Origin of the sequence: Dawidia soli, from assembly GCF_018598185.1 — a bacterium.
Taxonomy (GTDB): Bacteria; Bacteroidota; Bacteroidia; order Cytophagales; family Cyclobacteriaceae; genus Ohtaekwangia; species Ohtaekwangia soli.
Genome location: NZ_JAHESC010000005.1, coordinates 84,807 through 111,648 on the forward strand (window position 1 = coordinate 84,807; position 26,842 = coordinate 111,648).

At 53.9% G+C, this 26,842-nt stretch carries 28 protein-coding genes and 1 tRNA gene; 19 read left to right on the forward strand and 10 right to left on the reverse strand.

The genetic code is table 11. From position 1 onward, the window contains the following. Positions 1–45 precede the first annotated feature (45 nt). Entirely contained in the window at positions 46–1,017 is a 972-nt protein-coding gene (locus tag KK078_RS04970) for an alpha/beta hydrolase (protein WP_254089147.1), read from the forward strand. 7 nt (positions 1,018–1,024) lie between these two features. On the opposite strand, the gene KK078_RS04975 is transcribed toward KK078_RS04970, so the two are convergent. Genes KK078_RS04975 through KK078_RS04985 form a run of 3 tightly spaced genes read right to left on the reverse strand, consistent with a single transcriptional unit; the run spans position 1,025 to position 3,020 of the window. Continuing rightward, the gene (locus tag KK078_RS04975; RefSeq protein WP_254089148.1) at positions 1,025–1,714 is read right to left on the reverse strand and encodes a hypothetical protein; all 690 of its coding nucleotides are present in this window, start codon (positions 1,712–1,714) and stop codon (positions 1,025–1,027) included. A gap of 24 nt (positions 1,715–1,738) precedes the next feature. After that, entirely contained in the window at positions 1,739–2,485 is a 747-nt protein-coding gene (locus tag KK078_RS04980) for an LVIVD repeat-containing protein (RefSeq protein ID WP_254089149.1), read from the reverse strand. Continuing rightward, entirely contained in the window at positions 2,472–3,020 is a 549-nt protein-coding gene (locus KK078_RS04985; RefSeq protein ID WP_254089150.1) for a hypothetical protein, read from the reverse strand. The genes KK078_RS04980 and KK078_RS04985 overlap by 14 nt, the downstream gene beginning before the upstream one ends. Positions 3,021–3,175: 155 nt before the next feature. On the opposite strand from KK078_RS04985, the gene KK078_RS04990 reads away from it, so the two are divergent. Next, positions 3,176–4,015, forward strand: a complete 840-nt coding sequence (locus KK078_RS04990; RefSeq protein WP_254089151.1) for a universal stress protein — start codon at positions 3,176–3,178, stop codon at positions 4,013–4,015. Here KK078_RS04990 and KK078_RS04995 read toward each other — a convergent pair. Continuing rightward, positions 4,012–4,200, reverse strand: a complete 189-nt coding sequence (locus tag KK078_RS04995) for a hypothetical protein (protein WP_254089152.1) — start codon at positions 4,198–4,200, stop codon at positions 4,012–4,014. The genes KK078_RS04990 and KK078_RS04995 overlap by 4 nt on opposite strands. A 164-nt stretch (positions 4,201–4,364) precedes the next feature. Between KK078_RS04995 and KK078_RS05000 the strand changes: the two genes are divergently transcribed. After that, the gene (locus KK078_RS05000; RefSeq protein WP_254089153.1) at positions 4,365–4,793 is read left to right on the forward strand and encodes a putative quinol monooxygenase; all 429 of its coding nucleotides are present in this window, start codon (positions 4,365–4,367) and stop codon (positions 4,791–4,793) included. 9 nt (positions 4,794–4,802) lie between these two features. On the opposite strand, the gene KK078_RS05005 is transcribed toward KK078_RS05000, so the two are convergent. Next, positions 4,803–5,744, reverse strand: coding sequence for an NADP-dependent oxidoreductase (locus tag KK078_RS05005; RefSeq protein WP_254089154.1), 942 nt, complete (start codon positions 5,742–5,744; stop codon positions 4,803–4,805). Between the two features lie 88 nt (positions 5,745–5,832). Between KK078_RS05005 and KK078_RS05010 the strand changes: the two genes are divergently transcribed. Further along, the gene (locus tag KK078_RS05010) at positions 5,833–6,678 is read left to right on the forward strand and encodes an AraC family transcriptional regulator (RefSeq protein ID WP_254089155.1); all 846 of its coding nucleotides are present in this window, start codon (positions 5,833–5,835) and stop codon (positions 6,676–6,678) included. A gap of 155 nt (positions 6,679–6,833) precedes the next feature. Here the strand turns inward: KK078_RS05010 and KK078_RS05015 are convergent, their stop codons facing one another. Then, complete coding sequence (locus KK078_RS05015; RefSeq protein WP_254089156.1) at positions 6,834–7,376, reverse strand: OmpA family protein; 543 nt, start codon at positions 7,374–7,376, stop codon at positions 6,834–6,836. A 116-nt stretch (positions 7,377–7,492) separates the two neighbouring features. Here KK078_RS05015 and KK078_RS05020 point away from each other — a divergent pair, with 116 nt between their 5' ends. From KK078_RS05020 to KK078_RS05050, 7 genes are all read left to right on the forward strand, one after another. Next, positions 7,493–9,514 (forward strand): caspase family protein, encoded by a 2,022-nt coding sequence (locus tag KK078_RS05020; RefSeq protein ID WP_254089157.1) that lies wholly within the window; start codon positions 7,493–7,495, stop codon positions 9,512–9,514. A 522-nt stretch (positions 9,515–10,036) separates the two neighbouring features. Further along, positions 10,037–10,594: an RNA polymerase sigma factor gene (locus tag KK078_RS05025; RefSeq protein ID WP_254089158.1), complete on the forward strand. Its 558-nt coding sequence runs from the start codon at positions 10,037–10,039 to the stop codon at positions 10,592–10,594. Further along, a complete protein-coding gene (locus KK078_RS05030; RefSeq protein WP_254089159.1) occupies positions 10,587–12,506 on the forward strand; it encodes a PorT family protein in 1,920 nt (639 codons plus the stop codon). Before KK078_RS05025 ends, KK078_RS05030 begins: the two co-directional genes overlap by 8 nt. Positions 12,507–12,525: 19 nt before the next feature. Further along, positions 12,526–13,341 carry a hypothetical protein gene (locus KK078_RS05035; RefSeq protein WP_254089160.1) on the forward strand — a complete coding sequence of 272 codons (816 nt, stop codon included), beginning with the start codon at positions 12,526–12,528 and terminating at the stop codon, positions 13,339–13,341. A 20-nt stretch (positions 13,342–13,361) separates the two neighbouring features. Then, positions 13,362–13,901, forward strand: coding sequence for a YceI family protein (locus tag KK078_RS05040; RefSeq protein WP_254089161.1), 540 nt, complete (start codon positions 13,362–13,364; stop codon positions 13,899–13,901). A 9-nt stretch (positions 13,902–13,910) separates the two neighbouring features. Continuing rightward, positions 13,911–14,813: a DUF5777 family beta-barrel protein gene (locus KK078_RS05045; RefSeq protein ID WP_254089162.1), complete on the forward strand. Its 903-nt coding sequence runs from the start codon at positions 13,911–13,913 to the stop codon at positions 14,811–14,813. Between the two features lie 137 nt (positions 14,814–14,950). Beyond that, on the forward strand, positions 14,951–15,826 hold the full coding sequence (locus tag KK078_RS05050) for a hypothetical protein (protein WP_254089163.1): 876 nt from the start codon (positions 14,951–14,953) through the stop codon (positions 15,824–15,826). Positions 15,827–15,931: 105 nt separating this feature from the next. Here the strand turns inward: KK078_RS05050 and KK078_RS05055 are convergent, their stop codons facing one another. Further along, on the reverse strand, positions 15,932–16,777 hold the full coding sequence (locus tag KK078_RS05055) for an aldo/keto reductase (protein WP_254089164.1): 846 nt from the start codon (positions 16,775–16,777) through the stop codon (positions 15,932–15,934). Positions 16,778–17,141: 364 nt separating this feature from the next. Here KK078_RS05055 and KK078_RS05060 point away from each other — a divergent pair, with 364 nt between their 5' ends. The 4 genes from KK078_RS05060 to KK078_RS05075 are packed head-to-tail and all read left to right on the forward strand — an operon-like array spanning position 17,142 to position 21,680. Then, a complete protein-coding gene (locus tag KK078_RS05060; RefSeq protein ID WP_254089165.1) occupies positions 17,142–17,684 on the forward strand; it encodes a nucleoid-structuring protein H-NS in 543 nt (180 codons plus the stop codon). 27 nt (positions 17,685–17,711) lie between these two features. Continuing rightward, a complete protein-coding gene (locus tag KK078_RS05065) occupies positions 17,712–18,290 on the forward strand; it encodes a hypothetical protein (RefSeq protein WP_254089166.1) in 579 nt (192 codons plus the stop codon). Then, complete coding sequence (locus KK078_RS05070; protein ID WP_254089167.1) at positions 18,287–19,132, forward strand: hypothetical protein; 846 nt, start codon at positions 18,287–18,289, stop codon at positions 19,130–19,132. The genes KK078_RS05065 and KK078_RS05070 overlap by 4 nt, the downstream gene beginning before the upstream one ends. Then, positions 19,119–21,680, forward strand: a complete 2,562-nt coding sequence (locus KK078_RS05075; RefSeq protein ID WP_254089168.1) for a leucine-rich repeat domain-containing protein — start codon at positions 19,119–19,121, stop codon at positions 21,678–21,680. The genes KK078_RS05070 and KK078_RS05075 overlap by 14 nt, the downstream gene beginning before the upstream one ends. A 13-nt stretch (positions 21,681–21,693) precedes the next feature. Here the strand turns inward: KK078_RS05075 and KK078_RS05080 are convergent, their stop codons facing one another. Next, complete coding sequence (locus KK078_RS05080; RefSeq protein ID WP_254089169.1) at positions 21,694–21,903, reverse strand: hypothetical protein; 210 nt, start codon at positions 21,901–21,903, stop codon at positions 21,694–21,696. A gap of 116 nt (positions 21,904–22,019) precedes the next feature. Between KK078_RS05080 and KK078_RS05085 the strand changes: the two genes are divergently transcribed. The 3 genes from KK078_RS05085 (at position 22,020) to KK078_RS05095 (ending at position 24,060) form a co-directional block, all read left to right on the forward strand. Further along, positions 22,020–22,961: a glycoside hydrolase family 43 protein gene (locus KK078_RS05085; protein ID WP_254089170.1), complete on the forward strand. Its 942-nt coding sequence runs from the start codon at positions 22,020–22,022 to the stop codon at positions 22,959–22,961. 84 nt (positions 22,962–23,045) lie between these two features. Continuing rightward, positions 23,046–23,118 (forward strand) — tRNA-Gly (locus tag KK078_RS05090). 102 nt (positions 23,119–23,220) lie between these two features. Beyond that, positions 23,221–24,060, forward strand: a complete 840-nt coding sequence (locus KK078_RS05095; protein WP_254089171.1) for an RDD family protein — start codon at positions 23,221–23,223, stop codon at positions 24,058–24,060. Here the strand turns inward: KK078_RS05095 and KK078_RS05100 are convergent. Both KK078_RS05100 and KK078_RS05105 read right to left on the reverse strand, forming a co-directional pair. Continuing rightward, on the reverse strand, positions 24,020–24,313 hold the full coding sequence (locus tag KK078_RS05100; RefSeq protein WP_254089172.1) for a hypothetical protein: 294 nt from the start codon (positions 24,311–24,313) through the stop codon (positions 24,020–24,022). The two genes, KK078_RS05095 and KK078_RS05100, sit on opposite strands and share 41 nt — an antisense overlap. A gap of 3 nt (positions 24,314–24,316) precedes the next feature. Continuing rightward, positions 24,317–25,546 carry a porin gene (locus KK078_RS05105; RefSeq protein ID WP_254089173.1) on the reverse strand — a complete coding sequence of 410 codons (1,230 nt, stop codon included), beginning with the start codon at positions 25,544–25,546 and terminating at the stop codon, positions 24,317–24,319. Between the two features lie 233 nt (positions 25,547–25,779). Between KK078_RS05105 and KK078_RS05110 the strand changes: the two genes are divergently transcribed. Then, positions 25,780–26,811 (forward strand): LLM class flavin-dependent oxidoreductase, encoded by a 1,032-nt coding sequence (locus KK078_RS05110; RefSeq protein WP_254089174.1) that lies wholly within the window; start codon positions 25,780–25,782, stop codon positions 26,809–26,811. Positions 26,812–26,842: the final 31 nt, after the last annotated feature.

Sequence of the window (26,842 nt, forward strand, 5' to 3'; positions counted from 1 at the left end):
GGTCCTTCGTGGCGGGAAACCGCGCAGCTATCTGTATATTGTAACATGGTACAGTATACACTCTGGCTCGCGATGCTATTGCTGCCGCTCATCGGCTATGCGCAGCGCATGGAAGGGTTGACCCACCGCGCCGACACGTCGTTCAATAATGCCAGTGCATATCGTCAGGCGCGCAAACAATATCCGTCCATCGTGCTTGTCACCGACAGCTTGCCGCCCGGGGTAGAACAAGTGCGCAACGTTCCGTATACCACTATCGACGGCCACACACTGCCATTGGATGTATTTTACCCGGCGCGCAGCGCTAAGCCCTTGCCGGCCGTGATGATCATACACGGCGGCGGTTGGCGTTCGGGTAACCGGCAACAACACATACCCCTGGCGGAACGATTGGCCGCGCGGGGGTTTGTGTGCTTTACGGTGTCGTACCGCTTGTCCACCGATGCACTCTACCCCGCCGCGGTACACGATCTGAAAGCCGCCATCCGCTGGATCCGCGCCCATGCGGTGACCTATCACGCCGACACCGCACGCGTAGCTGTGCTCGGCTTTTCTGCCGGCGCGCAGCTGGCCGCGTTGCTGGGCAGTGCCACCAACGTGCCCGCGCTTGACGACAGCTCGCGCAATACACCGTATAGCAGTGCTGTACAAGCCGTAGTGAACATAGACGGTATCCTGGCTTTTATACACCCTGAGTCGGGCGAAGGAAATGATACCAAATCCATTTCAGCAGCAACGAATTGGTTTGGCTATACGCGTACGGAAAACCCGGACCTTTGGCGGCAGGCGTCGGCGTTGACGTACGCTGGTAAACATTCGCCCCCGACGTTGTTCCTCAACAGCAGCGTAGTCCGTATGCACGCCGGCCGCGAAGACTATATCGCCATTTTACAGCGGTACGGCATTTATACGGAAGTGCATACTTTTTCCGAAACGCCGCATACTTTCTGTCTTTTTGAACCATGGTTCACACCGGTGTTGAATTATACCACTGCTTTTCTGCAGAAGGTATTATAGCGGGGCGTCAGTCTGTGCGTCGCCAGGGAAAACGGTAGCCTACGCGTACCCCTAATGCCAGGCCGGGTTCGTCACGCGATGTTTCGTCGGGCGTGAATTCCAGGAAATCATCTTTGTCTTCGTCGAAGATGGGTAATAGTTTACTATAGTGGATGAAACGGGCGCCCAGGCCGGCATTGACGTCCACTAAAACAGGTCCCATGTTCCAGAGAAAACCAAACTTGCCGTTGATGCCTTTTTCTTCGTGGTATATACGTTGGCGGTGGGTCTTCTCGTAGATTGCATCCCTGGTCTCGTCGTAATACTCGTGCGTTACCATCTGTTTTTGATAATTGATCTTATTGTAATAAAGCTCCCCGGCCGCATACCAGGTGAAGCGGCCGCTTCGGGTCGCATACACGTAATACCGGGCCTCGAGTTTGGTCTTATAGCCTTTGCGGTCGCTATCCCACGCATCCTGGATCCGGTCTTCCGGTTGCGAATTGGGGATGTTTACGATCTTGCCGTATTCCCCCTGGAGGGTCCAGCGACGGGCGATGCGGTGCTCGTAGGAGAATTCGGTCGTGGGATGATAATTGACCAACAGGTGGCCCGGGCTGAATTTGACAGCGTGACGCGGTACTGCCAGGTCGAAACGGTCTACGTCCTGTGCGACGGCCGCGGTACTAATGAGGATCAACGCAAAGAAAAGTCTCATAGCAGATAGATACAGTCGTGTAGGTTAGGGTTTTTCCACAGCAATGGTGCTGACCAGCGTAAGTCCCTGGCCGTTGCCATAGCGATATTGTAGAATGCCTTGTGCGCTGGTAACTGTAGCCATACCGTTACTGGCAATGACGTCGTAGGGCGCATCCACCGCGGTTTCGGCCAGGAGCCGGGCGCGGGTGTCGCTACTCACATCAAATACTTTCAGGGACTCGTCGCAGACAAAAAGCAGGTTGCCGTCGATCGACAAACCGCGCGGTGCTGTAAGGGGATAAGCTTTCAGGAGCTTGGGCCAGTGGGGATCTTCGATGTCGATCACCTCCAGGGTGTTGCGGTCGCCGCCGCCACAGGCACTGTTGCTGCGCAAGGTCACGTACGCCCGGTTGCCACGCACGACCACGGGGTCGCATGAGCGGATGTGCTCATAGGTAAAAATGAATACCGGCTCTGCCGGGTTTTCGAGTGAGTAGATGTGCATGCCGGTTTGCGCCCCCAGATAGAGATAGTCGCCCTGCGCATGGATGGTTTCAATATCGGAAGGGATGGATAGCGCATATACTGCGTCGAGCGTATCACGACGCGCAATGTCGATGACCGTAAGCTCATCATCCACGGCAGTATATAGGTAGTGACCGTGCACGGTAAAACGCGCCATCGAGCCTCCTTCGCCGGTGGGTGTGGCGCCGCCGGCTTCATCACCGCAGGCTGCCAGGAACAACGTATAGGCCAAAAGCAAAAAGATCGTGTAGTTATTTAGGCGCATAGCAAGAGGGATTGTGAAGCGTGGTGGCCTCCCAGCCGATGACATATCCCTGCATGGGGTCGATGCATTCGAAGTGATAGCCTCGGGGTGGCGGGGGTATGTCTGAGGTCAGGCCGCTATAATACGGTGATCCGAGGGGCCTCGAACTGACTTGTACAACGGTGTTAAAGTCGTCGATGCGAAGGGCCGTGAGGTTATCGAGATGGTTGACATACAGGATATCCTGCGCCACGGCCAGCTCACGGTTGCCGGGAATTAGGATAAATCCAATGGGGGCAGGAGCCTCCGGTTTGTTATTGTCGAATACGTGGATGCCCGCATTATATTCATTGATCAGGAGATAGTCGCCGTAGCGATAGATCTTGCCGGGACGTTGCAAGGCGCGTGGTTCCTGCATCACGATATGGCCGACAGCCTCCTGGCTGTAACGCGGGCGATAGCCCCGCACGTTTTCCAGGTTGTTATCGTCGTCATGCCGGCAGCCGTTCAGCGCCAGGAGCAGCGCGAAGAGCCCACACATCGATAGGGTTTTCATAGGTAGGAGTTTCCATGGATCAGACACGCTGCCCTGGCAAAAGGTTGGAATGTCTCTGGAAGTCTGATATAAATCAGCGGCCGGGCTGACAGCCTTCATCTGCAGCGCGTCGCGGGGCGGCTACTTTTGAAGTACGATTTGAAACCACAACAGTCATGAAACGAATCATAGTACCCTGCGATTTTTCCAAACCTGCCGTACACGCTTTCCGGTTTGCCGTAGACGTGGCCGCGCAGTCGGTGGGTGAAGTACACTTGCTGCATGTTATTGAGGTTCCTGTCTTACAGGATTCTGCGGTGTTATCGTTTGAGGAGGGACTATTCAAAGAGCTGCGCGCCGAGGCCGAACTGGAAATGCGCACACTCGCGGCCGGCGTGCCAGATACTGTACGGATCATACAGGCTATACGCTTCGGCCCCGTACACAAGATCATACCGATCTACGTCTCGGCCGCTGCGGCCGATCTGATCATCATGGGTACCCATGGCGCCACCGGCTTGCGCGAGGTGCTGGTAGGCTCCAACGCCGAGAAAGTGGTGCGAACATCGGCCGTGCCCGTCATTACGGTGAAAGATGAGTATAGTCGTCCTGTTAAACACATTGTATTTCCCTGCACCCTCGAAAACGAGCAGCAGGAAGAATTGGCGCAGAAGGTCAAAGCCCTGCAGCAGTTCTTTCAGACACGCCTGCACATCGTCTGGATCAACTCGCCGCTATACCCTGAACGCGATGCCGCCGTACAGGATCGTCTCAGGGCGTTTGCAGATCGGTTTGGATTTGAAAATTATACCGTCAATGTATACCATGACATGGACACCGAAGCCGGCATTCTAAACTTTGCCCGCCGGGTGGAAGCCGATATGATCGCGCTGGGTACACACGGCCGCCGCGGCGTGGCCCGCGCCCTGTACGGAAGCACGGCCGAAGACATCGTCAACCACGCGCAATCACTGACCTGGACGTCGGTGATGCCACCGGCGGTGAGTGAATATTAGGGAATGCGGTCAAGCCGCCACATACCCAGCGGGTTTTCGAACAGCTCATGGCCGGCGTTGGGTTGGTTGGTTTCTTCGTGGATGCGGTAGACGGGGGCGTCGTGATCGGCGGCGAAGGTCTGACCGGCACGGATGGTGGGCTTGTCGACGATCTGATAATAACCAAAGGTGCTTAAAGTGTTCATGATGTCCGTGCGGTACGGCGGCAGGATGCCTGTTCCTGCGGATGGGCGGGCTGTGTAAAGGGTGGGTGTAAATTTTTTGGAAGGATTGCGCCAGGTGGTGCTGCTGCTGACATACGGCTGTCAATCAGACCGCCTACTTTTGATCCATCAAAACACCCACGGATATGAAACTTGCCATCTTTCTGATCGCCGTGTGCGCATCGTCTGTGATGTGCACGGGCTTGTTTTTTAAAACCTACACGAAGAACCCAAAGAAAAATACAATGGAAAAGACGACCATTTCTGCCACCAAGTATGGCATGACCGGCAAGTTTCGCGCGAAGCCGGGTGAGGCCGAAAAGCTCGCGGCTATCCTGCTGGAAGCCTCTCGCCAGGTATCGGTGGTGAAGGGCATACGCCTGTACGCCGTCGGCCGGGACCCAAAGGACGAGAACGTTATTCATGTCATGGAGATCTGGGACAGTAAGGAAGATCACGACCAGTCGCTCACGCTACCGGAGACCCGTGCGCTGATCAGCCAGGCCATGCCGCTCATCGACGGCAAGCCCGAGGGCGTTGCATTGGAGATGGTCGGCGGCCTGGGCGTTGACTGAGGGGATACATTATACTCGTACCACCACTTTGCCTACCGTGCGCCCCGTTTCTACCTGCAGGTGCGCGGCGCCCATGTCGTTGAATGCGAACACGTGTGATACGTGGGCTTTGACTGTGCCTGCGGCGAGTAACGCGGCGATGGCTTCCATGTCGGGACCATTGGATTGTACGAGCATAAAGCTGCCGTCGACGCCTTTGTCTTTTGCTTTTTGGACCACAGCTTCGCTTAGTCCGGATGGAATGCTGATAATGGCGCCGCCCCGCCTGACGATGGTCAGCGAGCGGTCGATGTTGTCGCCGCCGAGGGTGTCCAGCACGAAGTCTACCGGACCGGCTACTTGCTCGAACGGCTGCGCGCGGTAGTCGATGTGCTCGTCGGCGCCGAGGCTTGATACAAAGTCTTTGTTCGCGGCCGACGATGTACCGATCACATAGGCGCTGCGGTGTTTGGCGAGCTGCACGGCGAAGTGACCTACGCCGCCGGCGGCGGCGTGAATGAGTACACGTTTGCCAGGACCTGCTTGCGGATGGTGGGCCATGGCCTGCCAGGCTGTGAGCATTGCTAATGTCGCCGCGGCGGCTTCTTCAAACGATATATTGGCGGGTTTATGGGCGAGGTGGTGCGCCGGCGCGACCACGTATTCGGCATACGCCTGGCCGTGGCCGGGGAAGTTGATCATGCCAAAGACCGCGTCGCCTGGGCGGAGGGTGGTGACCTTGCTGCCGACGGCCGTAACAACACCGGCAATGTCCCAGCCGAGGATGATGGGGCTAAGCTCTTTCAGGCGGCTATATACGCCTTTGCCCGCACGGGTTTTGACGTCCACCGGGTTGAGGCTGATGGCTTTTACTTGTACCAGGACGTCGCTTTCGCCCACCGCCGGTTCGGGAAGCTCGGTGTATTGCAGTTGTTCTATGCCACCGGGAGCTTTTAAAATGATTGCTTTCATGTCGATTGTGATGTTTAACAATGCAAATTTCTACCGATTTTGGTGCGTAATCCGGTACTATTCCTACCTTTTTCGGTAGTTTGGCGTCATGAAGCGTGAGACTTTGTACGAACCGTTTGAAGTAGCCTTTAGCAAGCTGGACGAAGGGCCCAGCGCCGGCCACCGCCACTTGTTCTTTGAGCTGGTCTATGTCATGTCGGGTACGGGCAAGCAGTGCATCAATAAAAGTACCTTCAACTACCGGCCAGGGCACATGTTCCTGATCACCCCGCAGGACTGTCATTCGTTTGACGTCGAGACGACCACGGAATTTTTCTTTCTTCGTTTCAACGATAACTATATACGTTCCAAGTCCTTCCATACCGACGATATCATGCGGTTGGAGTATATTCTGCAGAATGCCAATCATCAACCCGGCTGTATCTTAAAAAACCTGTCGGATAAGCCGCTGGTGCGGAGCCTGGCCGATGCGGTCATTGCCGAATTTGTAAACCGCGACCTCTACAACCGCGAGCTCGTGGAGAAGCTGGTGAATACGCTGATCGTGATCGTAGCCCGGAACATCGCCAAGTATCTGCCCGCCTCGGTACACGAAGATACCGACGCACGCGCCGTCGACATTCTCAACTATGTGCAAGCCAATTTATTTCATCCCGAAAAACTCAAGGCCGAGCACCTGAGTGCGCAGTTTGGCGTATCGGAATCCTACCTGGGCCGGTATTTTAAGAACAAGACGCACGAAACGTTACAGCAATATATTTCCCATCTGCGTCTGCGGCACGTCGAATCGCGTCTGCGCTTCAGCGACCTGCGTGTGCACGAGATCGCCGCCGAGTTGGGTTTCGCCGACGAGAGCCACCTCAACAAGTTCCTGCGTAAGGCTACCGGTAAGAGCGCTTCGCAGTTCCGGAAGGAACTGTTGCATGTAGCCTAGCCAGTGGCCTGGATAGGATTCTCATGGACAGGGGTTGTAAAAACGAACAGTATTCTTTTGTACAGAAGCAAAGCGAGTGAGCGATTCCGAGGGACGGTATCAGCTCACTGCTTCACCTACTTCACCAACTTTACTATTTTTTTTGCGCGCAAGTATTACTCGGCTGTAGTTTTCTTTTTATTGACATTGCCAACAATGAAGCCTACACCTACCTGAAACTGGAAGATCATGCCAAGATCCATTTCAGAAGGGTTGCTGGCCAGGTTGAACGAGAAGTTCATACCAGCGTCGACATTGAGGCTTTCGGTAATAAAGTATTTGCTGCCGCCGTAGAGGCCCATGTTTGCTTGTTTCATTTTGCCCGATCCTTCGCCACCGGATTTGAGACTGGAGTGATTGATTTCGGCGCCTGCGTACGGCACCAGCTTGGCGTCTTTGGTCAGGAAGTTATATGTGCCATAAAGGCCAACACCTGTACCCGAAAAGCCGTCGCCAAAGAGGAACTGTGGCTTGATACCTGCCTCGACGTTTTTTGTAACGAAATAACCACCCTTGATAAAGACCTGCCCGAAGCTATATAATTTGTTGCTGGTATAGGTGCCAGAGAAGGTGACGTTGACGTCGCCTTTATCCTGCTGGCTATACGCGGTGGTTCCTGCTGTTAAGATTAAAAGCACAACTACTAAAGACTTTTTCATGTGGTTTGTTTAAGTGATTGAATGGGTTCAGTATAAATTTGTTTTTGTAACGTGAATCCAAACAATTGGTTGCCATCGCACGTTGATATGAGCTCTACATCTTAAACGAATTATATATGTTTCGAATTTTCCTCTCGCTATTTCTTACGGTTAGTTTCGCTGCGTCGCTCGCTGCGCAGGATATTTTTCTGACGCCATACCAGGCGTTGACGCACGATGCCCCCATAAAGATGGTGGCGATGGCGTTTTCTGCCGGCGGTAAATATTTATCGGTGGTGGATGGAAAAGGGACTATATCCATTTGGGATGTGGCAGACAGGAGTATGGTCAAACAGTGGTCTGTCGATGAGAAAGTACTATATACGTCGTTTACCGAACAGGATAACAAGTTTGTAGCCGTTACGACGGGTGGCGCCATATACCAGTATGCCGTGGGTAACTTTGATCGGGTTCGTACGGCAAAGGTGCTGGCCAGGCTTGTGCTGGCCAACCTCGATCCCTCCCGGCAAACACTGGTGCTCTACACGCGGGACAACAACCTCGAACTTTTCGATCTGAAGGCAAATCTTACCCATGCAAATATACGTGTGCCGGCTACCGTGAAAAACCCCATGTTTGTGGGGTACGACCGTTTCGGACAGCAATTGTTTATGATCACCGAGCAAGGTAGCGTGCTGAGCTGGAATCCGATCACACAAAGATTCCTGCGTGAGCTGACATTGCAAAGTGGCGAATATACCGGCTCGCGCTCGGTGTTGCATGCTGCCGCTATGAACTCGCCGGGCGATCGGTTTGTGGTGGGATTACAAGAGGTGTTTATCCCCAAAGGGGGTATGCAAGGCCGCAACCAGCCGGAGCGTCGTAACATGATCCTGTCATATGACTGGCTGACCGGCAATGAAAACAAACGCGTGCCGATGCGGTACCGGGTGGATGAAATGTCGTTCGCGCCGGGCGCGGGCCACGTGGCCTGTATCTCCAAAGACGCCATGTCGGTGTGGACGGTGAACCTGGAGAAGGCCGAGATCACCAGCACGGTGTCGCTGCCCGGTACGCCGTCAGTACTGGCAATATCGGAGAACGGTGAATATTTGGCCGTAGGATTGCACAAAGGTGCTGTGCAGCTGTATTACATAGAACGCAACACGCCGGCCGAGATCAGGATCAATACACCCGGATTGGATCGCAGTTATGCCAGTCAGGTTGTATATACCGACAAGGCGGCGGTGGAAGGAATGATCGAAGGCAATGAGCGGATCACCAAAGTATATATCAACGACAAAGAGGCAACGCTGGATGGCAATCGTCATTTCTCGGGGGAGGCCGAGCTGCTGCCCGGCAAGAACAAAGTGCGGATTACGGCCGAGAATACGGAGGCCAGGACCACGGCCAGGGATTTTTACATCACGTACGAGCCCAGGACGGCCACGGCGGGCAAGACCCATGTTTCGGGCAATGTGAAAGTCTCGCAGAAGAAGGTTGCGCTGGTCATGGGTAACGCATCGTATCAGTATACCAACAAACTCAACAATACCGTGAATGATGCCGATGGCATGGCCGCCACATTGAGCGAATTGGGCTTTGACGTGATAAAGATTACCGACGGTACATACGAGCAGATGAAGAACGCCATCTATGCATTCGGCGATCGTGTGCAGGATGTGGACGTATCGGTGTTTTATTACGCAGGCCACGGCCTGGAAGTGGACGGCGCCAATTACCTGGTGCCGGTGGATGCCGATATCCAGTCGGCGTTGGATGTGCGCCAGAAGACCATTCCGTTGACGGGGGTGCTGCGCACCATGGAGGTAACGAACCACGAGGGACTGAACATGATCATCCTAGATGCCTGTAGGAACAACCCGTTCCCGACGGGTAAGCGGGGTGGGGCGGGGCTTGCCAAGGTCAATGCCCCCTCGGGTACGATCATCGCGTATGCAACAGACCCCGGCTCGGTTGCCTCCGACGGTGCCGGCGCGCACGGTTTGTATACCGGCGAGCTGATCAAGCAAATGAAATTGTCGCAACGTATCGAGGATGTATTTATGAACACACGCAACCGCGTGGAAGAGCTGTCGAAAGGCTCACAGCGGCCATGGGAAGAGGCCCGCCTGAAAGGGGTGTTCTACCTGAAGTAGCATTTGCCCGTCATCATTTTTCGAACCCGGCTTCAGCGCGAAGCACACCGTAAAAGGCTCTGTTACGACGTAGAGTAACTATGAGCTGTAGTATGAGAATAGGCGGCTGTGCTACCTCGCGTGGCGTTAGGACGGAACTGGGGAGGTGACGTTGTCGCGGCCGTTGACCTATAACTATTTCTTTGGTGTGGGCGGACAACGATCCTCCGTCGGCAGATTATTGGCACCAGGGCTATGGCGCAGGCTTTTACGTAGTGCCATTTGTGAATCAACTTTCGTTGACTGTGAATTTCGGGGCTTCGGAAGAGGAGTCGTTTCTGATTATGGTTGGCGTAGGTGCTTCTTTTTTAAGGTTTTTAAGTGTCGCAAAATACGTGACATCGATTATGGAAGTGCCTGAATGATGACTATCTTCGGGGTGTTTCCCCCATACATCCCGGAATTAGGTTGAATTTTTTTCAGATGCAGGCAACCTGCTCCGGAAAAGGCCCGTCTTGGGGGAGATTTGAAAATTAAGAATGCTTGGAAGACCCGCAGCAGCTTAACGCAATCATTCAACGTTGCCTGAAGGGCGACCGCGAATCCCAGAAAGTGCTTTATGAGCATTTTTATGGGTATGCTATGAGCATCTGCTTGCGGTACACGCGCTCTCGGGAAGAAGCCCGGGAGATCCTGAATGATGGGTTTATGAAAGTGTTTACACGATTGCACCAGCACGAGGACCAGTCTTCGTTCAAAGCATGGTTGCGGCGGATCATGATCAACACGGCCATTGATCAATACCGCAAGTCGGGTAAACACGAGCTACATCAGGATCTGGATGCCGTCGCTGCACAAGTGGCATCGGTGCACGGAGATGCGCTTGACACGCTGTCCTACGGAGAATTGGTCATGATGGTTCAGCAATTGACACCGGCGTACCGAACTGTCTTTAACCTGTACGTAATAGACGGTTATACGCACGAAGAGATTGCCGCCCAGATGGGGATCTCAGTGGGGACTTCCAAATCTAACCTATTTAAGGCGCGTGAGCAGTTGCGGACGCTGCTGAAAAGGATTAACGTGAAAAAGTATGCCTGAGATGTCAGACAAAGAGTTGGATAAGCTGTTCCAGGAGGCAGCGAGCGGCCTCGAGCCTGCGTACGATCCGCAGGACTGGGAGATGCTGCGCGCACGTCTGGACGGCGACGACAAGGCTGCTTTTGTCCGGCGTGTAACATTGCGCATACTGGTAGGAGCGATGCTGCTCTCATCGGTATGGTCAACATGGCAGGGTGATACGAAGACTTCTTTCCAGGAAGCGGCGGTCGTGGAAACTACGACATTGCTTTCGGCGGATACCGACACTGCACTTGCCCGGACCGTGCCCGCACATCGTGAGGATGCCGGCGCACAGGCACAGGATCTATCGGAAACGACAATGGAGGGGCTGCCAAATACCGCTGCCGACACCCGTGAGGGTACGGTACGGTCGAGTGCGACGGACACCACGCCAGAGGAGACAGCGGCGCAAGCCCTGACAGCAAATACAACCGCGAGGAGCAGGGTTGCAGCCGATCATACGACCACGACACCAAATGCTACTGGCCCTGACAGGGTCAGCCCAGGTGATAAAAATAAGGCCGAAGAAGCCGGTCTTGAAGTAACGAACCAACATCGCCGGGTGCAGCGTCAAACCGCTGTTGCCACAAGCGAAGAGAATAATACAATAGACCACACTGACCGGACGGGACAGGTGAATGCAAAACAAGGTAAGTCCGCGACTTCTGTATCGAATCAGCGGGATAGTCTGAGCGCGGTACGGCGAGTCGCGGGCCGTCCGGTAGACGCCGCGGTAAATAAGGGCACTGTAGATTCGGAGCAATCGAAGATCACCACGGGCACCACGCGCATAGCGGATGCTAAAGACCACGCTGTCGGTGGTGTAAAGGAAGAAGATAATGATGGAGCCCATCGGGAAGCGGCCGGCCGTGAAGTGAGTAAAGAAGGGCAGGCAACTGCACCTGTAAAAGATCAGGAGAACGAACAAAAGCCTGCCGCAAACGCCGTAACGAACAACAATAAGCTTGTCGTCGGTGTGCAGGCGGATGAAAAGGATAAAGGCCTTTACCCGGAAACCCAGGAAACGGTACGATACCGTCAGAACGAGACGGATACCGCGCAGGCGCTGAACCGCGACAGGCAAGCGGGTGAGGCAGAGGTCGACGTATACGTACGAGAAAAAGACAATGTGATCGGTGTGAACGGCCCCCCGATGCGGAAGCGCAATAAGGGCGAAACGATCTCGGGTAAAGAATCACTGGTGGCAGCGGTACAGCAAGACAGCACACACGTGAAGGAAGGCGAGAAAAAAGATACTGCCCCGGTGGCCGAAGTGCAGGAAGAAGTCGCAAAGCAAGACGAGGTGAAACTGTCGCGCTGGTATATCAAGCTGCCGGTGTCACCGGACTTCAGTACGGTTGGCTATACACGTCCGGGTAAACCAGGTATCAATCTGGGCTTGTTGGTAGAGTTTATGCCGGTAACGCGCATCGGTATTAGCACCGGGGCCATCTGGTCACGCAAGATCTATACCAGCAAGAACCCCGAGAAGACCTATGGCTCGGGACCGTACCAGGTAAAGGCGGACTGGCTGGACGGTGAGTGCCGGGTACTGGACCTGCCGTTGAACGTAACGTACTATATACGGCCGGCGGCGCGCACCAATTTCTCGATCACAGCGGGTGTATCGTCGTACATCATGCTGAGTGAAGATTATACGTATGGAGTTAAAGGTCCTGCAAAGGACTATATATATAACGAAAGATTTACGCGTAAAAACAATGACTGGGCGAGTATGCTAAACCTGTCTATCGGCATACAGCATCGGCTGAGCAGGCGGTTCCTCGTACAGGCGGAACCCTTTCTCAAAGCCCCTCTTTCCGGCGTCGGCGAAGGTAAGGTCGACCTGGTAAGCTCGGGGGTTTTCTTCTCACTCAAGTATCAACTTTAACTAAAAACGAAGAATTTTTATGATTCGCAGGGCGAAGTATGTCCATTTTTTTCTAATAGGCCTGTTGGCCAGTGCCTGTGCAAACCATTCTGAAGAAGAACTGGTGGATTGTGCCACGAGCGGTTTGACCCTTGCGGTCGATAACCAGGCCAACCCGTCGGGATGTGGCGTCGAAGACGGTACCATCACCGTGTCGGGTACAGGCGGCCGCACGCCGTATCAGTTCAGCCTCGATGGCACGACGTTCCAGGCAAACGGTGCGTTCAGTAAATTATTGGGCGGTAGCTATACTGTTACGCTGAAAGACGCCAACGGCTGCGCGACGACGACCGACGTGACGCTACAGGTTCCTTCGAGCGACCTGACGGCGTCGGCAGAGACTACGATGACCACCGGCTGTGATACAAACAACGGTAGCATTACAGTAACTGCGGAGGGTTCAAAAACTCCATTCCAGTATAAATTGGGTACCGGCGCCTTTGGTGACAACCCCGTGTTTGAGAACCTGGCCAGCGGTCAATATTCGGTCACTGTGCGCGATGCAGATAATTGTGCGCAGGTGATCAGCACTACTGTTGCGCGTGGCGAAAGCGGCGTGACCTTCAGCGGTGACATCAAGGCCATTATCCAGGCAAATTGTGCTGTCAGCGGTTGCCACGTGGCGGGTGGACAAAGCCCCAACTTTACGCTGTTCTCGAATGTAAAAGCCAACGCGGCTGCGATCAAGACCCGCACGGGAGCCAGAATCATGCCGCCGGCCGGCCAGCCGGCCCTGTCACAATCGGCTATCAATGAGATTGCCTGCTGGGTAGACGACGGAGCGAAAGATAACTAGGCCTAACCCGTATCAGGTATATGGAACGACGTGTGATACTCGTAGTCCTCGTGCTGGCAACGGTGTTGCCGGCACTGGGGCAAAAATATAAAGCCGAGAAAGGATATGCATCCTTTTTCTCGAAGGCAACGGTAGAAGATATCAAGGCGGAGAACACGCAAATTTCCAGCTTGTTCAATGCGGCCAGCGGAGACATCGCCTTTTCAATTCCCATCAAGGGCTTCCAATTCGACAAGGCGTTGATGCAGGAGCACTTCAATGAGAAGTATATGGAAACGGAGAAGTACCCCACGGCGACGTTTGCCGGAAAACTGCAGGGCTACTCGTCCGGGGGTGCGGCGACACAGTCCGTGACGGCAAAGGGCAAGCTGAACATACACGGTGTGGTGCGGCCTGTCGAGATCGCGGGACAAGTCGAAAAGCAGGGCGACAAGCTGTTGATGAAATCAAGTTTTGTCGTCAAGCTGGCGGACTACAACGTGCAGATCCCCAAACTCCTGTGGCAGAATATAGCCGAGCAGGTGGACGTAACCATTCAAGTAACCTACAAGCCTCAATAATCACGAACTATGCGGTTTATTATCAGAACACTTTTCACAGCGCTGGCCTTTACGACATGTTATACGTTTTCGGCACGTGCACAAGACGAACTGTTGCAAGAGCTTTCCACGGGCCAGGAAGATCAGGGTGCCTATATCGGCCAGGCCTTTAAGGGCTCGCGGCTGGTGAACGGCCACTCGGCAGAGACGACCCGCGCCGGTACCCTGGAGTTTATTTTTTCGCACCGCTTCGGACGCGTGAACGGCGGTTTGTATGAGATGTTTGGTTTGGACGACGCCTTTGTGCGCATCGGCCTGGAATATGGTCTGACCGATAACCTGAGCGTTGCCATTGGTCGTAACTCGGTGGATAAGACGGTGGACGGCTACCTGAAGTATAAACTGCTGCGCCAGACCAAAGATGGCATGCCCTTTACCGTCACGGCATTTGGCAGCGGCGCGTATAAGACATCGCCCAAGGACGATGCAGTACCGGCGGGTTTTGAAACGATCGACCGCCTGGCGTATACCGGCCAGCTGTTGATCGCCCGCCGCTTCACCTCGAAGCTGTCGCTGCAGCTGATGCCGACGGTGGTGCACAAGAATTACATCGCCCTGAGCGAAGGCGATTCTGAAAACACACAGGCGGCGATCGGGATCGGCGGCCGTATCAAGCTGACGCGTAGCGTATCCGTGAATGCTGAATATTACCACCGCCTGAATGCGGCCGACAACTCGCCATACAAGGACGCGATCGGCCTGGCGATCGACATCGAGACGGGCGGCCACGTATTCCAGATCGTGATGACGAACACACGTGGCATGATCGAGCGGACGTTCATTACCGAGACGGACGGCGACTTTTTCGACGGCGACATCCACCTGGGCTTTAACGTGACACGTGCCTTCCAGCTGAAGTCGCACAAACGCTGACGATATATGGCCTTTTGAGGCCCACTACCTGAGTACAGTATGCTGATCATTCCCCGAAACGGTCTGCCATAGGCCGCTTCCCGGGGTGCCTTTTTCTAAAACTTTTTTCTTTTAAACCCTAAATAATTTTAATCTGTATGAAACTTCTGTTTAACACGCGTATGCTCTTTTTGCGGGGCATGTTCTTTACGGCAGCTCTGTCGGCTGTTGTGCTTGGTTGTAGCGACGACGACGATAACACACCGGCTGAACCCGAAGTAGCGATCAAGCTCAGCAGCTCGGCTGATCTTGGCTCGTTCCTGACGGATGCCGACGGCAATACCCTGTATTATTTCGCTACCGACGTGGCCGGGACCAACACCTGTACGGGTGGATGCACGGCCAACTGGCCGGTATACAACGAGGCCGGACTGACCGAAGACCTGGTGGGCGAAGGTCTGGACTTTGACGACTTCGCGACCATTACCACAAACGGTGTAGCGCAAACGACCTACAAAGGATGGCCCCTCTATTATTATGCACCCGGCGGCGTGCGTGAAGCTGCCGGTCAAACAACAGGCGAAGGTGTCGGTGGCGTATGGTTTGTTGCCAAGCCCGACTACACCGTTCAACTGGCGAAAGGTCAGCTGATCGGTGCCGATAGCAAACACTACAAAGGTGACTATACGGAAGGCGATGGTCCCGTGACATACTTTACCGATACCCACGGCCGTACACTGTATATCTTCGTGATCGATAAGAAGAACACGAACAACTTTACCACCGGAGATGCCGCCCATGATGCCGCCTGGCCGATCTTTGAAGCTACACCGGAGCAGGTTCCTTCGACCCTGGACAAGACCTTGTTCGGCACGATCGATGTCTTCGGTAAAAAGCAGCTTACCTACAAAGGCTGGCCGATATACTACTTTGGCTCAGACACGCAGCGGGGGCAAACAAAAGGCGTAAGCGTGCCGCAACCCGGTGTTTGGCCTGTGGTGGTGAAAGATCTCGAGACTGCTCCAGAGGAATAGCCCGAACGATCTTCAGTACTCATATCGTACGGGGCGCTCTGGTTGGGCGCCCCTTTCTATTACCTGGCAAGGCGTCTTCCAGATGGGAAGCCTTGCCAGGAATGGCTACTTGGAAAGTTCGTCAAACTCTTCATCGGTCAGCGTGATGTTGGCAGCTTGCATGTTTTCGTGCAAGTGTTCGACCGAGCTGGTGCCGGGAATGAGCAGGATGTTGGGCGAGCGTTTGAGCAGCCACGCCAGGGCTACTTGCGCCGTGGTAGCACGATGGTGTTTGGCAATGCTGCTGATCTTGCCGGCCATGGACTCCGGGCCGGAAGCTAGCGGGTACCATGGTATAAAGGCCAGGCCTTGCCGTGTCGTGTAATCTACAACCTTCTCCCACTTGCGGTTGCCTAAATTATAGAGATTTTGTACCGACACGATCGGTACGACCTTTTCGGCGCGTTCGATCTGCGGCACGTCTACTTCGGATAATCCTACATGCCGTATTTTACCCGCCTTGATGGCGTCGACCACGGGGCCGAGTGTTTCTTCCACGGGTACGTTCGGATCGAACCGGTGTAGCTGCCAGAGATCGATGGTGTCTACTTTCAGGCGTTTCAGACTGCCGTCGATGTTCTCGCGAATAAAGGCCGGCGTACCGTTGGGGATCCATTGGCCTGGGCCGGGCCGGTTAAAGCCACCTTTGGTTGCAATGATGAGACCTTTTTTATAGGGATGCAAGGCTTCGGCAATCAGCGACTCGTTGGTGTGCGGACCGTAGGCATCGGCCGTATCGATAAAGTTTACCCCCGCGGCGACGGCTTCTTGCAATACCTTTTTGGCTTTGCCGCGGTCGGGGGCGTCGCCGAATACACCGGGGCCGGTCAGCTGCATGGCGCCGTATCCCAGGCGATTGATCTCGTGCTGGCCCAGGCGGAAGGTGTGGGTTTGTTTTGTGACGGTTGTCATATATGTTGTATATTATGATGTATAAAAAGTATGTTCGTGATATGGATCATGGTTGCATGATAAGGCGTGCCAGCAAAGATGCGGCAAATAACCTGTGGATTGTTAGGACAAATCCGCGAAATCTTTATGAATTTAACGGCGGTAGTATACTTATGCATGTTCCGGACCATGCGCCCCTTATCGGAAAGAGCGGTGAATGGTCTGGCCAGAGCTGCTTTTAATCTGAATTTAATACCATTGAACACAACTAAAGACCGCTTAGTGCGTTTAGTCTGTAAGTTTTTTCGTCCGTGCGGGTCATTTTTATAAAATAGGCACGATAATTTAAGAGAGAAAAAATATCATCAAACAGAAAACAAGAGACATGACACTTCTTATTCAACGATCTTCCAGATTTATAATGTTGGCCGTGATGGTCGTAGTGCTGGCGATGGGCGCCGGTTGTAAGGGTAAAAAGAAAGCGATGGAGGCACAAGCGGCGGCCGAGAAGGCGCGTATGGAGCAGGAAGCTGCCGCCCGCAAGCAACGTGAAGAAGAGGAGGCTCGCCGTCGCCGTGAGGCTGAAGAGCAGGCCCGCCGCGATGCAGAAGCGCGTACCCGTGCCGAGCGAGAAGTTGGTCCGCAGAAAAAACTCGAACAATATTTTAGCGCTATAGCCAACGCTTCCAGCCCGGGAGCCGCCAACAACAGCATCAACGAAGCACTTGCATTATTCGCTTCGCCGTCAACACCCGTATTGATCGTGATTCACGAAGAGGGCGGTGAGAAAGATTACGATCGTCCTACCAATATCAAGGACTATCTGAATTATCTCAAGGATCAGCGAAAGCCGGCCGACCGCATTGGCAACCTTCAGTTTGACGGTTCCGGCAAGATCAAAGAGGTCGAGCTGGTGAAGCAGAAATAATGTTCCATTTTCAAAACGTATAACGACATGCATTCTATTAAATATGTATATGCCCTTTTGCTGAGCTTGTGTATCCTGGGGCAGGCGTCCGCGCAAAAAGGTGAGATCAGCCCGTCCCGGAAGCAAGCCATCGATTCACTGGCATTGGAAAAGGTGCGCGATCTGAGCAAGTATATCAGTATCATTGGCAACAAAAAAACGCCATTCTCGGAAGCCCAGCGTGTAATGGATCGCGCCGAGGAGCTTTTTGCCCCGGATAGCGAAATGGGTGTTTCTTCGCTGAACCGCAAAGAGGTGAACTACTACAAAGTGCGCAAATACTTTGAGCGTCTCATGGCCCTGAACTATGACCGCGTTTCGATCGAGTGGTACGATATCCATTATATCAGCGACCTGGAGCGTCAGCCCGACGGAAGGTATGTAGGGGTCGTTACCATCTATCAACGTTTTGAAGGCGAGTCTGACGACGGCCTGAAGTATAAAGACACAACGAAGAAAGACATTACTATTTATGTAGAGCGGAAGAAAACTCAGATCCAGGGCCGTACCATCGAGTTCTGGGACGTAATGCTGGGTGATATCCGGGTGACTGAAACGAGTGCATGATCTACGTAAGAGCAGCAATCTTTTTTACATGGGTACTGGGCCTGGCCACGACGATGTCGGTACAGGCCCAGCTCGTCTCCGACATGGACGATGAGAGCCGGCTGTATGCCGAGACCAAACAAGTGAACCAGTTCTTCCGGAGATTTAACGGTGAGGAAGACGATAAGGGCGATCGGTACGATCCGAAAGACCGGCAGTATCAGAGCGTGAAGCTTCGCAAGAAGTATCTCGGTATGTTGTTCGACGCGGGCAATGCCGGTATAAAATCCGACCTGAAGGCACAGTTCGGCAAGGACGTGCTGGAGGGGGCGAACCCTGTCATCCTGGACTTTCACGGCGGCAACTGGTTTGCCGAAGTGCATACCACGTTCCTGTATAACAACAAGGCGCAGACCATGATCTTGTTCCTGAAATTGGAGAAAGATCACCTGGGTACCAAGTGGGTAATAGACCGGGTACATGCGGATATGTTCGATCCGTACTTTAAGCGCGATACTACCAAAGTGGGCAAGTTCCTGCATCCCCTCAGCCACGAGCTGGATTTCATGAACCTGCGCAAGGCGTTTCAGAATAGTGACAGCGTCAGCCAGTTTGCCGGCAAACGCTTTGTGGCCGATCATCTTTCTGTGTTCTTGTATGAGATCAAGAAGGGAAATCTTAAATTTAAGACCGTAGACGAAGTGAAGTTCCACTTCTTTCAGATTCCCGGCTGGTACTTTGAGCTTTCTGAGTTTAACCGCCCCGGCAACAACAACGGCTGGTTGATCTCCAACCTGGTGAGTCTGAAGAGCGAGTCGGAACGCAATATTCTCAGAAAGTACTTGTATTATGAAACGAAATAAACTGTGGCTGATCACAGTTTTCCTGCTCCTGGTGTATGTTGCCCCTGTAGAAGCCCAGCAAAAAAAGCAACCGGCAAAAAAGCAACAGTCCACTAAGAAAGGTCAACAGCCTGCCAAGAAGACTACTACGTCCACCAGCCCTAAGAAGCAAGAAGCCAAGCCGGCTGCTCCGCCACCCGATGTCACGGCAAAGCCCGTCGACGCGTCGGGCCACGAGGCGAAGGTGCGCGACATGGTAGCGTTCCTGGAGTATGTGCTGAACACCCTGGGCAGCAGCGCGACGCTGGCGCGCGATAAAGACGTACTGGTGACACAGAGCTATACCAAGATCTTTCGCGATGGCAAAGTCCAGATCGAAGACGATCTCGACGAGAACCGGAAGGTCATCACCAATAAAGATGTGCAAGCGTATCTGAAAGATGTCGACTTTTTCTTTGATGACGTAAAGTTTGAATTTGCCATCGACGAAATACAACAGAAGACGCTGGCCGGTGATAAGCTCTTTTATAAAGTGACACTGCGGCGAAACATGAAAGGCACCACGGTCGCAGGCAAGGCGGTGAACAGCACGTTGAAGCGGTTTATCGAGATCAACTACAATCCCGACGACCAGGATCTGAAGATCGTCAGCATTTACACGAATGAGTTTAACGAGAAGGGCGCATTGAAAGAGTGGTGGAACCAGCTCTCGTATGAATGGCAGGCGATTTTCAGCCGCAAGCTGGGACTGGCCGACAGTGTGTCGCTGACAGACATCAAAAACGTAACCGCCATCGAGTCGCTGGACCTGAGCCGCAACAGCTATATTCAGAGTCTCGAGCCGCTGTCGGCATTGGTGGGCCTGCGCACGCTGGATATCTCAAATACCTTTATTACCGACATTAGTCCTATCCGCAACCTGACCGATCTGGTGGACCTCAACCTGTCGCATACCGGCGTGGCCGACCTCACACCGTTAAAGTACGCGGAGAATTTGCAACGTCTGAACTTTGGCTATACAAAGGTGCGTGACCTCGCGCCCCTGGAGCGCATGCTCAAGCTGGAGTTCCTGGAGATGGAGAACCTCGAACCCAACGACTTTTCCATGTTAAGCAGGCTTACCGCGCTAAAGCATCTGGATGCGAGCGGATCCACGCTGACGCAGGCGACAGTGCTGGAACCGTTGGTGAACCTGCAGGAGCTGGGGTTGTCGCAGACACCGGTTACCGACCTGAATGCCCTCAAGGGCATGAAGAAACTGATGATCCTGCGCCTCGACAGCACGCGCTTGACAGACCTCACGCCGCTGGGCAGCGTGGAAGGGTTAAAGGCGTTGTATGTGAACTATACCCCGGTGGCAACACTGGCGCCCCTGGACCCATTGGCACACCTCGAGAGAGTATACTGCGACCATACGGCCATTAATCGCGCGGCTGCCGATGCCTTTATGGCGTCTAACCCGGGCGTGTTGGTGATCTTCGACTCCGAGGATTTGAAGGGCTGGTGGGACACGTTGCCCGCCGTGTGGCAGAAGATCTTCCGCGATGCCGCCCGTACCGCGGCTGAGCCCGGCAAGGAAGAGCTGGCGCGTATCACGACACTCGACTCGATCAACCTTGGCGGTAATGCCCAGATCCGAAGCCTTGACCCGCTCGAAAAGCTGACGAAGTTGAAAGTGGTGATCGCCGCGAAAACATCCATCCGCGACCTGATGCCGCTGCAAGATCACCAGGAGATCCGAACGCTCGACATCCGCGATACGCCGGTAGACGACCTGGCCGTGGTGGGGCGCTTTAAGAAGTTAAATACATTGCAAGCCGACCGCAGCAAGATCCAGACGCTGGAGCCACTCGCATCGGCCGGCAGCCTGCGCAAAGTATATGCCGACCAGACGGCTATCAACGACGAGCAGGCACGCCAGTTGTTGCGCCAACACACCGAATGCCTCGTGGTATACAAAACCGACTCGTTGCAAGCGTGGTGGAACAGCGTGACCGACGACTGGAAAGAGATCTTCAACACGCAGCTGCGCATGCAACCGCAGCCGACGCGGGAGGACCTACACCGACTGGTGGAGTTGAAGACTGTGCACGCCGGCGAAACGCGGGTTCAGGACCTGACACCGCTGGGTGTGTTTATCCGTCTTTCGGAGCTGCGTTTTTCGGGCACGGCCGTTACCGACATCACGCCGCTTACGAAAGTGAAGACGCTCACATCGCTGTACCTTACGCATAGCCCGCTGCGTGAGCTCGATCCACTCGCGCAACTGTCAAACCTGGAAGACCTTGATATTTCCAATACACCGACAGAAGACCTGAGACCCCTCAGCAGTCTGCAAAACCTCAAGAAGATAAACTGCGCCGGCACGCAGATCAAAACCCTGACGGCGTTGGAAACATTACGGTCATTGGAGTTCCTCGACTGCTCGAACACCGAAGTCAAAAAGATCGACCCGTTGCAAGAGCTGCCCTTAAAGACACTGAAGTGTTACAATACCAAGATATCGGCCAGGCAGGTGGAAAGTTTTCAAAAGATCCATCCCGACTGTCAGGTGATGTACTACCGATAAGTAGAAAAGCGGTCTAATGGCCGCTTTTCACTTCTTCCAGATAATGTTCTTTTTGTTTTTCACGCATCAGGTCGGCAAAGGCCTCTTCCGGTGTGTTGCCAAATCCCGTGGGACTTTCGTGCCGTGATGTGAAGTCGTTGAAGGCGGCAGCCCAGCCATGGCCTTCTTTAAAGAATCCTACCTCGAACTCTTTCTTTTTTTGATCATATCCTTTTGCATCCATGATGATTGACGTTTTGGAAAGGGAAGGGCAAAAAATGATGCCCGTGGTCGATGGCAGGGCATCAATTTTTAGCCGGATATCACCAGCCGCGGCCAGGCGGCTTTTATGTGTACGATATGATCCGAGCAACCGAACAACCGCAAGCGGCCGTGCAAGGCACTGTCCGGGCAGAAGGAAACCCTGTTATTCAGCATGTATACACGGCAGACCCATCGGCGGTGGTGTATGACGGCCGGGTGTATTTGTTTACGGGCCGCGATGAGGCAGAAGCCGACCAGCAGACCTACATCATGCGTGAGTGGCTGTGCTTTTCATCACCGGATATGCGCACCTGGCAACCCCATGGCTCGCCATTGCGGGCACAGGATTTTGCGTGGGCACAAGGCGACGCATTTGGGTCGCAGGTAATTACCCGCCACGGAAAATTCTACTGGTATACAGCTGTTACGCACGCTACCATTGCCGGTAAGGCAATTGGCGTAGCCGTGGCCGATGTGCCGTGGAGCCCGTTTCGCGACGCCCGCGGTACGGCATTGATCACGAACGATATGGTCGCCGCGCCACCCGGTAGTATGAATAACCTGGATCCGGCCGTGATCGTTGACGACCGTGGACAAGCCTATATTTTCTGGGGTAACGGGCAGGCCTACTACGCACGGCTGAAAGAGAACATGATCGAGCTGGACGGCCCGATCAGGAAGCTGGACTTGCCGGGCTTTCAGGAGGGCTCACGGTTATATAAACGTCGCGGCTGGTATTACCTTTCTTACGGATCGGGCATGCCTGAGAAGATCGTCTATGTCCGCAGCCGTGACCTCGACGGCCCGTGGGAATACTGTGGCATTCTCAACGAAATCGCCGGTAACTGCCAAACCAACTCGGGCTTTATCCTCGACTACCAGGGGCGGTCGTATTTCATTTACCACAATGGTGCGTTAGCAGGTGGCGGCAGCCACCATCGTTCAGTGTGTATAGATCATATTTACTTTAATGCCGACGATACGATTCGCCGGGTCGTTATGACCTCCGAAGGAGTATATGGAGCCCCCGAACCATAGCCGGCGATAGAAACCCCGGGGGGTGTATTGCACTTGTGCCGACAGTTGCTATCTTTAAACAATGATTTCACGGAATGGAATCACGCGGGAGTAGCTCAGTTGGTAGAGCGGCAGCTTCCCAAGCTGCAGGTCGCGGGTTCGAGACCCGTTTCCCGCTCTTTCTTTTGTTTAGCGGCAGCGGCCTCCCTACTTCCAAAAAAACTTTGTATGTAAAGCAGGCCGTCCGGCAATCCTATATCTTTACAAGAAGCTTTGGACTATGAAATTAAGAACCTGGGTGGGGCTGAGTGTGCTGGCCTTATTTGTTTTAAATATCGCGCCGGATCTCAACGAGGTATTATATGCGGTTGGCGTGAAACGAGCGCCGATGATCATTACAGATCGCTTCAATGTCGGCGCGTGGGGTAATCCCATAGTCTTTAACTACTATGATCTGTCGGAAGCCCTCACGCTCGTGGCGACGGGTCTGCTATATGTCAGCGCGTTGATCTTTATCATTACCGGCCGTGCGTTGAAGATGCTGACATTTTTGTGTTCGCTCATGGTGGCACACCAGGGGGCCCGGCTGCTGTCCGGGACTTTTTATTTCATATTGTCGCCCGACAAATCGTTAGACAATCTGCAGATGATCGTTCCACCACTCGTAATGACGGCTATCGGTTGTGGTGTTTTGCGGATCTTTCAACGGACCTGGGATGAGCGATCGGCCTCAGGAGGATACTTTGTAGCAGCGCCTATCGTTCGTTTTTATGGCTATATAGTGGATCTGACGATAATTCAAACGTTGCTGGAGACAAGGCCCTATAGCCTGGATATGTCGGGGTATGAGTGGCTCGTTGCGTTGATGGCATATGTGTTGTATTATGTCCTTTTCGAAGGGCTGTTCCATTTTACGCCGGGCAAGCTATTGCTGAATACACGCGTGTGTATGCAAAACGGCACCGAGCCGCTGTGGGGTACTGTTGTCTTGCGGACGTTGGTGCGGATGATTCCGTTCGAGCCCTTGTCCTGCTTATACAACCAGGGTTGGCATGATGAGTTCTCCAGGACCAAGGTTATCAGATACCCGTGGGCGGGTGGTCCTGTAACGACCGGCTGACATCGCGCGAGCTGCGCATTTCTTTTAAGAACTCGTATTCGATCTCTTCGAGAATGGTGACCAGGAGAGACTGCTGCGGCAGATCCTCCCCCAGGTATTCCACGGGATTTTCCCCCACGCGCGTGAGCGTAATTTTTACTTCTTCTTCCCACGACGTAGCGGAAATGCGATCACGTTTGGCCACCAGCACGGCAAAGATGGGTTGCAAGTTGCGACGAAAGATCCGTTTATAACGCTTGAAGACGATGCTCATACGCTACAAATTTACCTGAAATTGTAAACGCACCAGGCTTCCTTCTTGCAAATTGTCGGGTCGCACCGCATCGACATACCGCCGGCTGGAAATAGTATACATTGCCACTACCTCAAAGGCTTTGAAAGGCTGCCATTCGGCGCCGATCTCCCATTCGTTCACGCGGTAGCTACGCGCATCGAGCTCATGTTTTTTACCACCGTTGTAATAATGATGGCGTACAAACGGAATGAGCACCTGATCCTGAAAACGGGCCATATACGAGGCCATGACGTAACCGCCCTTCAGGTCCTTTGACTGGATCGAGTTGGTCGCGGGATCGTACTCGGGGCCAGTGCCTACGTTGTATTCGGCCATCAAGCCAAAGGGTTGCGGGTATACCACCAGCGAAGCCGCTATACGCCGGTCGCGGTATTCAAACTCGGGGTTTGCGCCGGTCACGCCTTCGCTGACAGAGCCCACGATGGCCTTGCCCGAGTAGGCCTGCAAGCCCGGCTCGATATACTGCTCACCAAATTGGAACGGATAGGATACACGGGCGACCACATGCGGTTGATCGTTGCCTTCGTTGCGGTTGGCGCTTTGGCCGTTAAAGAGCCCGAAGCCTACCACACCATAGTCGCCAGAACCTTTCAGACCGGAATTTACGAGGTAAGAAAAACGCTCGCGGATCTTTGTCGGCGCCCAATAGGCGAATACGCCAATATCCCGCTCGTTGCTGATGGCACTGTTGATGCCGTCGTTCCGGTCCAGGGGAATTCGGTTTTGGCTCGACTGAAGATTCTCAAAACCATACGGTACTTTGCTTTGGCCGAAACGCAACCGCCACCGGTTCTCTTTGTCCAGGCCCACGTCGAAATAGGCGTCGCGTAGCTGGGCGAAGTTCATGGCGCTGGAAGAAGCCGGCGAAGCAAAGTCGGGTTGGATATAGACATATACCCGCTCGTGTACCTGGCCAAACACGATCAGGCGAATGCGCCGGAAGAAGAAACCATTGTCGCCACCCCACGATTTGTCACACTGCTCACAGCCCAGGTCGGGGTTTGTTTCCGCGAGTTTGTTATATCGTATTTGGGCGTAGCCCCGCAGGCTGATCTTCCTGAACCACTCGATGGGCTTCGCCTTGCGGTTTTTGACCGAGTCGACATCCTGCGCTTCTACACCGTCAACCGGCGCTATCCAAGCAAAGAAAAGGAAGGGGAGGATGTGGCGGACAGACGAGGTTCGCGGCATGGTGGTGTATTTTGGATGCAAAAGAACCACTCTGCTGGTAACAATGCGATAACATATAGATAACTTAACCAAATGATAAATAACATAACATTGGGGTAACATAGGAACTAAGTAAAGATGGCCGCCGTTGTATTCTTTTCCATCCGATAACCCCCAATTTTGGTATAATGAGCGGTCCATATCCCCATAAAACGCTGTTTTTCAGGCTAATAATATTGATTGTGAAGTAAGCTATGGCAGAACGATCTATACGCCTGAGCATATTAGACCAGTCGATCGTGCGTCGGGGTGGAACGGCGACGCAGGCTATTGCCGAGACGATCGAAACCGTTAAGCTGGCGGAGCAACTGGGCTACCATCGGTTCTGGGTCTCGGAACATCATAATTCGACGATGATTGCCGGCTCGACGCCGGAGGTACTGATTGTCAAGCTGGCCGACGAAACCCGTATGATCCGCATCGGCTCCGGCGGCATTATGTTGCCAAATCACAGCGCCCTGAAGGTGGCGGAAAACTTTCGCATGCTGGAGACGCTTTTCCCGGGGCGCATCGACCTGGGCACCGGGCGTGCACCCGGTGGCGACCGCATTACCTCATCGCTCTTAAATCCTTCCAACCGCTTTCGCGAGGAAGACTACCGCGAGCAGCTCGAGCACCTGCACGCCTATTTCCGCGACGAAGCCGGTACCGAGTACGGCAGGCTGCTGGCCGTGCCGCAGAGCCCCGGTATACCGCAGCAGTGGATCCTGAGCAGCAGCGCCGGTGGCAGTAGTACGCTCGCCGCAAATTTGGGGTTGGGATTGGTGATCGCGCGGTTTATCAATGGCCACGCGGGGCCGGAGTTGACGGCGCAATACCGCCAGCAGTTCCGCCCGTCAGATCAGTTTCCCGAGCCGCAAGCCATGCTGGGCATCACCGTATTTTGCGCCGACACCGAAGAGAAGGCAAACCAGCTGCGCAAATTGAGCAACTATACACTGCTGATGTTCGAGCGCGGACGCTTTGAGCCCATCGGTCCGTACGAAGCTATTGCCAACTATCAGTTTTCCGCCGAAGAGCAGCTGCGTATCGAGCACAACCGCGGGCGCATTGTCTCGGGCACCCCCGAGCAGGTAAAGACACAGCTCACTGCGCTGGCCGATGCCTATGGTGTAGACGAGATCATCGTCTCGACGATGACCTATGCGCAACAAGACCGGCTGCGTTCGTTTACATTGCTGGCCGAGGTCTTTGGGTTAACCCCGGTGCCGGCAAGGCAATTATAACGGATGGGCTGAACGGCACGGTTCTCGCCGA